Below are 11,209 nucleotides of genomic sequence, written 5' to 3' on the forward strand. Positions count from 1 at the left end.
TTTATTTGCGCGCAAGGAGGCGCGATGGGTGCGATTGCCCTCGGATTCCTGGCAGGCCACTGCCTGATTCACAGTTTGCCTCGGCTGCCGGCCCTTATATGGCTGGTCGCGGTCGTGCTTGCAGTGTCGATGTTGCTCGTAGGGAGACACCGCGCCGCGCGTAACGCAGGCAATTTCAGTATTGCTACGATATTCACTGCGGTGTTGCTCGGGGGCGTGTGGGCCTGGGGTCATGCAGCCTGGCGACTGGCGAACGACCTGCCACCGCTGCTCGAAGGGCGCGACCTGACAGTACGTGGCTTCATCGCGTCGTTGCCCGATCCGCAAGGCGACCCGCAATTCGTCATCGATGTGATCGATGCGCCAGCGGACGTTCCACGGCGCTTGCGGCTGACCTGGTATCGCGCGCCAGCGGCGCCGTGGCCGGGCGAGCAGTGGCAACTCACCGTTCGTTTGAAACGTCGCAACGGGTTCGCCAATCCAGGCGGATTCGACTACGAAGGTTATTTGTTTCGCGAAGGCATCGGCGCCGTTGGCTATGTGCGCGACGATCCCGGCAATCGGCGCTTGCGTGCGGCGACCCATCGATATCCCATCGAGCAAACGCGGGCCTGGATAGGTTCGCGGCTCGCCGGCGCGGTAGGCGAGCATCGGATGCTCGGCGTGCTGCAGGGCCTGGCGATCGGCGATACCAGTGCCATGCAAGCGCAGCAGTGGCGAGTGTTCGCTGCGACGGGCACGACTCATTTGATGGCGATCTCCGGTCTGCACATCGGCATGGTGGCCATGCTCGCGGCTTGGGCGGGTGGTTGCATCGTTCGTTGGCCTCGTGCGCAGTCGCTGGGATTGACGGCGATGCACGGTCGGGTGCTCGCTGGTCTGACAGCCGCGCTGATCTATTCGGCGCTCGCGGGGCTGTCTATTCCCACGCAGCGTACTCTGGTGATGCTGTGTATTTATTTCGGTCTGCGCTGGTGGCGACGTCCGCTGGCCATCGGTCGATCGCTGAGTCTGGCGCTGATCGCCATTCTGCTGGTCGATCCGTTTGCGACGCTGGCGGTGGGGGCGTGGCTATCGTTCATCGCGGTGCTGGTGATTCTCATGGCGACCTCGGGCCGCCTCGCGCGCGAATCGATGATTGCGAGCTTCAGCCGCGTGCAATGGGCCGTGACGGTTGGACTGGTCCCTGTGTTGCTGATGGCGTTCGGCAATCTTTCCGTCGTGTCACCGGTCGCGAACGCGCTGGCGATTCCTTTGTTCACGCTATTGATCGTGCCGAGCCTGTTGGTCGGCACGGTGGTCGCAATGATTCATCCTGCACTCGGCGCGCCGTTACTCGAGCTTCCTGCATGGTTGCTCGATGCGGGCTGGCCCGTGCTGGAGTGGCTCGCGCAGCAGCCGTTGGCGGTGTGGCATGCGCCGCAGCCATCGCTGCCAGTCTTCGTCGCGCTGGTGGCTGGCGTGTCGTTACTGATGTTGCCGGCGATCTGGCCGGTGCGTCTGAGCGGCGCATTGCTGTGCTTGCCGATGATGTTCTATCGCGCACCGACGCCGCCGCCCGGCACATTCGAACTGACGGTGCTCGATGTGGGGCAGGGGCTGGCGGCGGTGGTGCGAACGCACTCGCGCACGTTGGCGTATGACACAGGGCCGGTGTATCCCTCGGGTCGCAGCGCTGCGGAACTGGCCGTGCTGCCGTTTCTGCGCCATAGCGATGTGCGCAGCATCGATACGTTGATGGTGAGTCATGGCGACCAGGACCATAGCGGCGGCTTGTCCGAGCTGCTGGCGGGACTGCCTGTTCGAGCCCTGTCGATCGGCCCGTCGGTCGCCACGGCAGCATCGACCAGCGTCGGGTGCGAGCGCGGACAGCAGTGGCAATGGGACGGCGTGTGGTTCACCGTCCTTCATCCGAAAGCGCATTCCGAAGCGCAGTCACTCCCTGAAAGCCGCAACAATGGTTCATGTGTGTTGCTGGTCCAGGGCGACCATGGCGCCGCGTTGCTGACCGGGGATATCGAGGCCGACGCCGAGCGTCGGCTGCTGGAACAGGAATTGCCGCGTGCTACCGTCGTGGTCGCACCTCATCACGGCAGTGACACTTCCTCGAGTTCGCTATTCGTCGCCGCCGTGCGACCGGATGTGACAATTTTTTCCACCGGCTATCGCAATCGCTGGAATTTCCCGCGTCCGGCGGTGGTGGCGCGCTGGCAGGAGGCGGGCGCTCGCTGTTACGACACCGGCGCAAGTGGCGCAATCACCGTCACGTTCGGTGCTACGGGTTTGCAAGTTCGCGAGCAACGTCACACACAGCGACGGTACTGGAGCCGGTAATGATGCTGCTACGATGAAAGCTGTTAGTATGCGGCGAATAACCCGGCTCCCCATACACGGTCACAGCAAACACTGTCATGTTCGAAATCGTGAAAGCCGGCGGCATCATGATGGGGCCCATCATCCTCGCCTCCATCGTGACCGCAGCCATTTTTCTGGAACGCCTCTGGACCTTGCAGACCAAGCGGGTGCTGCCCGCGGAGCTCACCGAAAAGGTGTGGCGCTGGGTGGAGCAGGGCCAGATTCAGGACAAGCACATCGCCGCGCTTCAGCAGAACTCGCCGCTGGGCAAGATCCTGGCTGCGGGCCTGGCCAATCGCAATCGCGATCGTGTGGTGATCCGCGAGGCCATCGAGGATACGGGCCGGCACGTAGTGCACGAGCTGGACCGCTTCATCGGTACGGTCGGCACCATCGCCTCGCTGTCGCCGCTGATGGGCCTGCTGGGCACCGTGTTCGGCATGATCCGCACCTTCAACGCCATCACCACCGCGGGCATCGGCAATCCGGCCAGCCTGGCCGGCGGCATCGCCGAGGCACTGATCACCACCGCAGCGGGCCTTACGGTCGCCATTCCGGCGCTGCTGGCCTATAAATACCTGCGCGGCCGCGTGCAGACGCTGGTGGTGCAGATGGAAAAGGAAGCCATCAAGCTGGTCGAGTCCCTGGAAGCCCAGGCGCGGGAAGCGGCATGAACCTGCGGCCCAGGGACCATGAAGAGCCGGAGATGAACCTCACGTCGCTGATCGACGTGGTGCTGCTGCTGCTCATCTTTTTCATGGTCTCGACCACGTTCGTCGACGAGTCGCGCATCAAGCTGCAACTGCCCCAGGCCAGCAACGAGCCGGCGGCCAATCAGAAAAAGGATCCCATCGAGGTGGCCGTGACCGCCACCGGCGAGTATCGTGTCAACGGCCAGGTGTTGATCAACACCAGCCCCGCGACATTGTCGGCCGCGGTCTCCAAGCTTGCTGGCGAGCGGCGCGACCTGCCGGTTACCATTCGAGCCGATGCGCGCAGTACGCATCAGTCGGTGGTGACGGCCATGGACGTGCTCGGCCGCCTCGGATTCAAGGCTATCAGCATTGCCACAGTCAACGATCAGAACAACTCGGGCTCAACCCAATAGCGACGTCCCCCCCAAGCACGTCCCCGGCACCATGTCACGTTCCGATCGCGGCTCGACGGCCTCCGTGCCGGGCGACGCCTGGCAGACCTACAAGCGCCTGATCGGTTACCTGCGGCCTCATCGGGGCATGTTCGCGCTCGGCATGCTCGGTGCGATCGTGTTCTCGATCAGCATGGTGAGCTTTACCGCGTTCGCCAAAGTGTTCGGCGACGGCACGTTCGAGAACCGGGATCCGCGCACCATCGTCTGGTTGCCAGTGGCATTGGTTGGCTTGTTCCTGTTGCGCGGCCTCGGCGATTTCACCCAGACCTACTGCATGGGCTACGTCGGCCGGCAGATCGTCAAGCGGCTGCGCGGCCAGATCTTCGAGCGCATCGTGCAGCTGCCGGTCGGGTACTTCGACCGCAACTCCAGCAGCGTGCTGCTGACCAAGCTCACGTACAACACCGAGCAGATCGGTCAGGCCGCCACCGACTCGGTATTGATCACGCTGCGCGAGGCGCTGACCATCATCGGCTCGATCGTCGCATTGTTCTATTTCAATGCCCGGCTGGCGGCGGTCGCACTGATCATGGGCCCGCTGGTGGCGTGGCTGATCGGCATCATCAACAAGAAGTTCCGCCGCTACAGTCACCGCATTCAGGATTCGATGGGCGACATCACGCGCATCGCCAAAGAAACATTGGAAGCACCGCGGGTCGTCAAGGTCTACAACGCCGAGAGCTATCAGGCTGGGCAGTTCGAAGGCGTGAACGAGCACAACCGCCGCTCGCACATGCGCCTGGTGCTCACCAAAGGCTTGTCGAATCCGGTGGTACAGATGGTCACGGCGACCGGCTCGGCCATCGTGCTGTCCATCGCGATCTCGGACGCAATCAACGGCCGTACCAGCATGGGCGACCTGCTGGCGTTCTTCGTGGCGTTGGTCGGCATCGCTCAGCCGCTACGTGCGCTGGTGGGCGTGTCGGGGCCGCTGCAGCAGGGCATCGCTGCCGGTCAGAGTATTTTTCAGTTGCTGGATGAGGCGCCGGAGCCAGAGGGTGGCAATCTGGTGACCGAGCGCGTACGCGGCGATATCGAATACCAGAATATTTCTTTCACGTATCCGGTAGGTAGCGGCGCGGCCTTGCACAATGTGAATCTGAGCGTCGCAGCCGGCGAGGTGGTCGCTATCGTCGGCCGGTCGGGCAGCGGCAAGTCCACACTGGTGAACCTGTTGCCGCGCTTCTATGAGCCGGACGCGGGCACGATTCGCGTCGACGGTCATGAGTTGCACGAGTATCAGCTGAACAATCTGCGCGAGCAGATTGCGGTCGTCAGCCAGGATGTCGTGGTGTTCAACGATACGATCCGCGCCAACATTGCCTTCGGGCGCAAAGCTTCCGACGAGCAGATCGAGCGGGCTGCACAAGCGGCGCTGGTCATGGATTTCGTGCGCGAGCTGCCGGCGGGGCTGGATACGATGGTTGGCGACCGCGGCGTGTTGCTGTCGGGCGGGCAGCGGCAGCGAATCTCGATTGCGCGCGCCCTGCTGAAGAATGCGCCCATCCTGATTCTGGATGAGGCCACCTCGGCGCTGGACACCGAGTCCGAGCGCTCCATTCAGGCGGCACTCGAAGAGCTCATGCATAACCGCACGACGCTGGTCATCGCGCATCGCCTGTCGACGGTGGAGAAAGCCGACCGCATTCTGGTCATGGAAGCCGGGCGAGTCATCGAAAGCGGCACGCACGCCGAGCTGATCGCGAAACAAGGACAGTACGCGACGCTGCATGCGCTGCAGTTCAACGCATGAGCGTGGCTGGACGCCAGGTTCAATGCCGCTTGCAGCAATCACTGCGTAAACCCGCCACCTTCGGTGGCGACAGTTGATGGCGCTGCAGATGGACGCCTTCCTGCAACGAGTCTGGTACGAACGTCGATCGCAGTGGTTCTCGCTGCTGCTCCTGCCGCTGTCCTGGTTGTTTGCTGCCGTCGCTGCTGTTCGCCGTGCAGCTTATCGACGCGGCTGGTCGCGATCGTTTCGCGTCTCACGTCCGGTGATCGTCGTCGGCAACATTACCGTTGGCGGCACCGGCAAAACTCCCATGACGATCTGGCTCGCCGAGCGGCTGCGCGCGCGAGGCGTGCAGGTGGGCATCGTCCTGCGGGGATATGGCGGCACTTCGCCGCAGTGGCCGCGCGATGTAACTAACGAAACGTCCGCTGAAGAAGTTGGCGATGAAGCTGTGTTGCTCGCTCGCCGAACGGGCGCGTTGGTGGTCGCCGGGCCCGATCGAGTCGCCGCCGCGAATCGGGCCATCGAGCGCGGTGCTCGAGTGATCGTGTGCGATGACGGTTTGCAGCACTACCGCCTGGCGCGCGACCTCGAGATCGCAGTCATCGATGAACGACGCGGATTGGGCAATCGCCGCCTGTTGCCCTCGGGGCCGCTGCGGGAGCCGCCGAGTCGTTTGCAGAGCGTGGATTTGAAGGTCCTTACCCGACGCGTTCAGCCGACGCCAGCGGCCAACCCGCTGCCCAATGCAATTGTGACCACGCCCGTGCTCGGCGACGCCATGTCGCTGGGGACCGGCGAGCGCCGCGCTTTGCAGAGTTTCGTGGGCTCACCAGTGCACGCAGTCGCCGGCATCGGCAATCCACAAGCGTTCTTCGACGCGCTGACCGGGCTGGGCCTGACGGTGAATGCGCATCCTTTGCCGGATCACGCCAGGCTGACCGAGACGGACATTTCTTTCCCCGATGGCGCCCCAGTGCTAATGACCGAGAAGGATGCAGTAAAATGCCCGCCCGGCGCTGCTGCTTCGCGCCTCGCGAATTGCTGGGCAGTGCGCCTGGATGTCGCGATCGGCGAGGCGGATGCGCAGGCCATCGATCGTTTGCTCGATCGCGTACTGGCTGCCAACTGATGATTGGAGCGTCCATGGACTCCAAATTGCTCGACATCCTCGCCTGTCCGCTGTGCAAGGGCCCCTTGCAGTACGCGAAGGCACAGCAATTGCTGATCTGCCGCGCCGATCGGCTCGCTTATCCCATTCGCGACGGCATTCCCGTCATGCTCGAAGACGAGGCTCGCACGCTCGAGCCCATGGATCCGTTGCTGAAGGATTGATGTGACATTCAAAGTCGTCATCCCGGCGCGTTACGCGTCGGCACGCTTGCCGGCCAAGCCGCTGTTGGATATCGGCGGCCGTCCGATGATCCAGTGGGTGATCTCCGCGGCGGCGCGCAGCGGTGCCGATGAGGTGCTGGTCGCGACGGATGACGCGCGAATTGCTGGCGTTGCCATCGATCCGCGCTCGCAACAGTCGATCGCAGTGATGACCAGCGAGCATCATCCTTCCGGCACGGATCGAATTGCCGAAGTTGCGAGTCGGCGCGGCTGGGACCAGCGAACCATCGTCGTGAATGTCCAAGGCGATGAGCCATTGCTGCCGCCGGCATTGGTGGTACAGGTGGCCGGACTACTCGACCAGCACGCCGATGCCGACATTGCGACATTGTCGACGCCCGTTACCAGCTTGCACGAATTCCTCGATCCCAATGTGGTGAAAGTCGTGACGGCGAATGACGGCACGGCCCTGTATTTCAGTCGCGCACCGATTCCCTGGACGCGTGACGGAGCAGCGCAAGGATTGGCGAGCCAAGTGAGCTTCGCCGGCGCGCAGCGTCACTTGGGCATCTATGCCTACCGAGTCGAAGCTCTGCAGCGGGTGACCGCGTTGCCGCCAGCGGAGCTGGAAGTCACGGAGAAGCTGGAGCAACTGCGCGCGTTGCAAGCTGGGATGAAACTCGTCGTCGCTGTGGCTGCAGTGCCGCCGCCGGCTGGCGTGGATACAGAAAGCGATCTCGCCCGAGTGCGCGCGGTGCTCGGCGCCAGCCCCAACTGATAAACATCGCTAGCGGCGATCGTCGCCCAGCTTGGTGAGCTCGGAGTGATGCGCGGTCTCCAGCACATCGCTGTCCCAGCGGATCAGTAAATAACCCAAGTCCATCAATCTCAGGACCGTACCGTCAGGAAATTCGGGACGGCGCGGCGCCCTGACCCGATCGCCTTCCGCGAAGCTATGCGACAACTTGGACATGAGCCGCAGCCGTGGCGAATGCAAGAGAGCAGGGAATGGCGCGATTCGGGCAGCGGGATAGCAGCGGCATCATCTAAATTGTTGTGACCGTGGGCGGCCGATGCGTTGTACGTGCGCCCCGCGGGGGCGCCCATTCGCACTTACGATTAGGGGAAGATGCGAGTGCCTGCTTCAGCAAAGCACGCAGCGGTTGCTGGCCGGCATGGAATGTGCGATTGATGATCCCATGAGCAGCAACTATCGAGTCTTGTTCGTGTGCATGGGAAACATTTGCCGCTCGCCGTCGGCGGAGGGCGTGTTTCGCCATGTGCTGTCGACCGATGCCCCGGACTTGCAGGTCGAAATCGATTCGGCGGGCACGCACGATTATCACGTGGGCTCGCCGCCGGATCGGCGTTCGATCGCAGCGGCCAGGCGTCGAGGCATCGATCTGTCGGAGTTGCGTGCGCGCATGGTCGCTGCCGAAGACTTCGATCGCTACGATCTGATTCTGGCGATGGACGAGGAGAATCTGCAGGAGTTGCGGCGTCGCGCACCGACGACGCGTCACGAGCGCATTCGTTTGATGATGGAGTTCGCGCCGCATGCGGCCTCGCGCTATGTGCCCGATCCGTATTACGGCGGTGCGCAGGGCTTCGAGGAAGTGCTGGATCTGTTGCAAGAGGCAGCGCAGGGCCTGGTGGCCGAGCTGCGTAGCCTGCGCAGATAAACAAAAAGGCCGGCGGTTTCCCGCCGGCCTTTGCTTTCAATCCAGGGACGCTCGCTTACTCGTCGCGACGCGTACCCGTGCCGCCCCACGAGCTGCTGCCACTCGACGGCGACGAGCTCCACACAGTGTATTTCTCACTGCTGTTCGAAGCGGCGGCCGGTGCATGTGCTTCGGGCTCGCGAGGCTTCGGAGCCGGAGCAGGGGACGACTCGCCCGAATGCTCATGATGAGCATGCTCACGAGGCGCGTGCTCACGAGGTGCCGGTTGTTCGCGAGGCGCTTCGGAGCGGGGGGCTTCGGATCGAGGCTGAGACTCGGGCCGGCTTGGCGCGCCGCCGCTGAAATCACTGCCACCACCCGAGCTCGATTCGCGAGGCGCGGACGGAGCATGGTCTCCAGACGCACCGCTCGAAGATGCGCCTGCAGAAGCGCCATCGCCGTGGGCTTGGCCTTCGCCGCCCTGACCGCCACCGACATGTCCATCGTCACCGCCGCGATCGTCGCCGCCGCGATCGTCACCGCCACGGCCGCGACCGCGACGACGGCGACCACGACGACCGCGTCCGCCGCGCTCACCTCGTTCTCCACGCTCGCCCGAGCGCTGAGCGTCACCGCCCGGGGCGGCTCCTGCTGCGGCCGGAGCTGCACCTTCAGCTGGCGCCGCGGCTGCCGGAGCAGCGGGTGCGCGCTGAGGTTGTTGTTGCTGACGCTGCTGTTGTTGTGGACGAGCCGCTTCGCTACGACCGCCTTCGGCGCCGTGCTTGCGATCCTGACGTTGCTGTTGACCGTCACGACGGCCTTCCTGCGCCGGCTTCTCGGAACGCTGTTCCTGCTTGCCGCCGCGATCCCGATCTCGATCGCGCGAGCCGCGGCCCTGACGATCGCGATCACGATCCCGATCCCGGCCATGACGATCGCGATCTCGGCGATGACTGTCGGTGCGAGGGCGCTGGCTGTCGCGACGCGCGGGTTCAACGACCGGCGCGGGCGGCGTGCCCGTGCCGAAGAAATAACGCCACAGCTTCACGAAGATGCCGACCTGCTCGACGGCTTCGGGTTTCGGCGGCGGCGCGATGGTGGTTTCCATCGCGATGGTCGGCGGCGGCGGAATCGACGGCACGGTCGACGTTACGACTGCCGGTTGAGCCGCTGCGGCGCGCTCCTCGCGCTTGGCGATCTCTTCGGCGGATGGCTGCGGAGCGACCGGAATCTGGTGGCTGATAGCCGAGTTCTCCGGCAGGCCGGCCTCGTCATCGCGCACACGACGGATTTCGTACGCCGGCGTTTCCAGGTACTTGTTCGGCACCATCACCACTTGAACGGCGCTCTTGTGCTCGATGTTGTTGAGCCACTCGCGCTTCTCATTCATGAGGTAGGTGGCAACTTCCACCGGCAGCTGCGCAATGACTTTGACCGTGCGGTCTTTGCGAGCCTCTTCGCCGATGAGGCGCAACAGCGCCAGCGCCAGCGAGTCGACGCTGCGGATCGAGCCCATACCGTTACAGCGAGGGCAGTTGATGCTGGCCGACTCGCCGATCGAGGGGCGCAGGCGCTGGCGTGACAGTTCCAGCAAGCCGAAGCGGGAGATGCGACCGATCTGAATGCGGGCGCGATCCTGCTTCACGGCGTCGCGCAGGCGATCTTCGACCGCGCGCTGATTCTTCTGCGACTCCATGTCGATGAAGTCGATGACGATCAGGCCGCCGAGATCGCGCAGCCGCAGCTGACGTGCGATCTCGTCTGCTGCTTCGAGGTTGGTGTTGAGCGCGGTGGTTTCGATATCGCCGCCGCGGGTGGCGCGAGCCGAGTTGATGTCGATGGACACCAGCGCTTCGGTCGGGTCGATGACGATCGAGCCGCCCGAGGGCAAGTTGACCTTGTGGGAGTGCGCCGACTCGATCTGATTCTCGATCTGGAAACGCGTGAACAGCGGCACGCTGTCTTCGTAGAACTTCAGCTTGCGCAGACCCGCCGGCATGAAGCGCTGCATGTACTGCTGCGCCTCGGTGTAGATCTCCTGGTTGTCGATCAGGATCTCGCCGATGTCGTCGGACAGGTAGTCGCGCAGCGCGCGGATGATGGCTTTGGATTCCTGATAGATCAGGAAGGGCGCGGCTTTGCCTTCGGCGGCGCCGGCCACGGCGTTCCAGACTTCCTTCAGGTTATCGAGGTCCCACTGCAACTCTTCGGCAGAGCGGCCGACACCGGCGGTGCGCACGATGGCGCCCATGCCGTCAGGAATCTGCACCTGGTCGAGCGCTTCGCGCAGTTGCTCGCGATCTTCGCCTTCGATTCGACGCGACACGCCGCCGGCGCGCGCGTTGTTCGGCATCAGGACCAGGAAGCGGCCGGCGAGGCTGATGAAAGTAGTCAGCGCGGCGCCTTTGTTGCCGCGTTCTTCCTTTTCGACCTGGACGATGATTTCCTGGCCTTCGTTGAGCAGCTCGCGGATGTTGGTGCGTCCCCCGGGGGACTGACCATCCTTGAAGTACTCGCGCGAGACCTCTTTCAGCGGCAGAAAGCCATGGCGCTCCGCGCCGTAGTCGACGAAGCAGGCTTCCAGGCTGGGCTCGACGCGGGTAATGCGTCCTTTATAAACGTTGGCTTTTTTCTGCTCCCGTGACGGGACTTCTACATCCAGGTCGTAAATTCGTTGTCCATCAACCAGTGCTACCCGCAACTCCTCTTCCTGAGTCGCGTTGACTAACATTCTCTTCATGAGGCCCTTCTAAGGAATCAAGGGCCGGGCGAGCACGCACGGCGGGCGCGAGCCATGGAGGCAGGGAGGAGCGATCGGGGAATGTCTTCATCCGATGTTGCCAGCGCGGCCCCCTGGTCATTGTCGACCGGGGCAATCCGGCGCNTTTTTATCCTGTCGCTTTGGCGGTCCCGCTCGTAGGCGCTGCGTCGACCCGGAATACGAGGCTGTCTCTTATACACATCTGACGCTGC

Annotated in this window: 10 protein-coding genes; 8 read left to right on the plus strand and 2 right to left on the minus strand. The window is 63.6% G+C overall.

Features of this window, described 5'->3' with window-relative positions; genetic code table 11:
- The first annotated feature begins 24 nt into the window (after positions 1–24).
- The 7 genes from D0550_RS34330 (at position 25) to kdsB (ending at position 7,353) form a co-directional block, all read left to right on the plus strand.
- Complete coding sequence (locus D0550_RS34330; RefSeq protein WP_116813746.1) at positions 25–2,334, plus strand: DNA internalization-related competence protein ComEC/Rec2; 2,310 nt, start codon at positions 25–27, stop codon at positions 2,332–2,334.
- Between the two features lie 77 nt (positions 2,335–2,411).
- Positions 2,412–3,029, plus strand: a complete 618-nt coding sequence (locus D0550_RS34335) for a MotA/TolQ/ExbB proton channel family protein (protein ID WP_116813748.1) — start codon at positions 2,412–2,414, stop codon at positions 3,027–3,029.
- Positions 3,026–3,463 carry an ExbD/TolR family protein gene (locus tag D0550_RS34340; RefSeq protein WP_116813749.1) on the plus strand — a complete coding sequence of 146 codons (438 nt, stop codon included), beginning with the start codon at positions 3,026–3,028 and terminating at the stop codon, positions 3,461–3,463. Before D0550_RS34335 ends, D0550_RS34340 begins: the two co-directional genes overlap by 4 nt.
- A gap of 31 nt (positions 3,464–3,494) precedes the next feature.
- Positions 3,495–5,258 carry a lipid A export permease/ATP-binding protein MsbA gene (msbA, locus tag D0550_RS34345; RefSeq protein ID WP_116813751.1) on the plus strand — a complete coding sequence of 588 codons (1,764 nt, stop codon included), beginning with the start codon at positions 3,495–3,497 and terminating at the stop codon, positions 5,256–5,258.
- A gap of 76 nt (positions 5,259–5,334) precedes the next feature.
- The gene (lpxK, locus tag D0550_RS34350; protein WP_206606728.1) at positions 5,335–6,372 is read left to right on the plus strand and encodes a tetraacyldisaccharide 4'-kinase; all 1,038 of its coding nucleotides are present in this window, start codon (positions 5,335–5,337) and stop codon (positions 6,370–6,372) included.
- 14 nt (positions 6,373–6,386) lie between these two features.
- A complete protein-coding gene (locus D0550_RS34355) occupies positions 6,387–6,575 on the plus strand; it encodes a Trm112 family protein (protein WP_116813761.1) in 189 nt (62 codons plus the stop codon).
- 1 nt (position 6,576) lies between these two features.
- Positions 6,577–7,353 carry a 3-deoxy-manno-octulosonate cytidylyltransferase gene (gene kdsB, locus D0550_RS34360; protein ID WP_116813752.1) on the plus strand — a complete coding sequence of 259 codons (777 nt, stop codon included), beginning with the start codon at positions 6,577–6,579 and terminating at the stop codon, positions 7,351–7,353.
- Positions 7,354–7,362: 9 nt separating this feature from the next.
- Here kdsB and D0550_RS34365 read toward each other — a convergent pair whose 3' ends face one another.
- Positions 7,363–7,548, minus strand: a complete 186-nt coding sequence (locus D0550_RS34365) for a hypothetical protein (protein WP_116813753.1) — start codon at positions 7,546–7,548, stop codon at positions 7,363–7,365.
- A gap of 226 nt (positions 7,549–7,774) precedes the next feature.
- Between D0550_RS34365 and D0550_RS34370 the strand changes: the two genes are divergently transcribed.
- Complete coding sequence (locus D0550_RS34370) at positions 7,775–8,257, plus strand: low molecular weight protein-tyrosine-phosphatase (protein WP_116813755.1); 483 nt, start codon at positions 7,775–7,777, stop codon at positions 8,255–8,257.
- Positions 8,258–8,312: 55 nt separating this feature from the next.
- On the opposite strand, the gene rne is transcribed toward D0550_RS34370, so the two are convergent.
- Positions 8,313–10,976: a ribonuclease E gene (gene rne, locus D0550_RS34375; RefSeq protein WP_241521013.1), complete on the minus strand. Its 2,664-nt coding sequence runs from the start codon at positions 10,974–10,976 to the stop codon at positions 8,313–8,315.
- Between the last annotated feature and the right edge of the window lie 233 nt (positions 10,977–11,209).

The sequence above is a fragment of the Steroidobacter cummioxidans genome (genome assembly GCF_003104955.1).

Excerpts from the sequence above, each read along its gene's own strand:
- D0550_RS34330 (WP_116813746.1), top strand. The coding sequence starts at position 25 with ATGGGTGCGATTGCCCTCGGATTCCTGGCAGGCCACTGCCTGATTCAC.
- D0550_RS34335 (WP_116813748.1), top strand. The coding sequence starts at position 2,412 with ATGTTCGAAATCGTGAAAGCCGGCGGCATCATGATGGGGCCCATCATC.
- D0550_RS34340 (WP_116813749.1), top strand. The coding sequence starts at position 3,026 with ATGAACCTGCGGCCCAGGGACCATGAAGAGCCGGAGATGAACCTCACG.
- msbA (WP_116813751.1), top strand. The coding sequence starts at position 3,495 with ATGTCACGTTCCGATCGCGGCTCGACGGCCTCCGTGCCGGGCGACGCC.
- lpxK (WP_206606728.1), top strand. The coding sequence starts at position 5,335 with ATGGCGCTGCAGATGGACGCCTTCCTGCAACGAGTCTGGTACGAACGT.
- D0550_RS34355 (WP_116813761.1), top strand. The coding sequence starts at position 6,387 with ATGGACTCCAAATTGCTCGACATCCTCGCCTGTCCGCTGTGCAAGGGC.
- D0550_RS34365 (WP_116813753.1), bottom strand. The coding sequence starts at position 7,548 with ATGTCCAAGTTGTCGCATAGCTTCGCGGAAGGCGATCGGGTCAGGGCG.
- D0550_RS34370 (WP_116813755.1), top strand. The coding sequence starts at position 7,775 with ATGAGCAGCAACTATCGAGTCTTGTTCGTGTGCATGGGAAACATTTGC.
- rne (WP_241521013.1), bottom strand. The coding sequence starts at position 10,976 with ATGAAGAGAATGTTAGTCAACGCGACTCAGGAAGAGGAGTTGCGGGTA.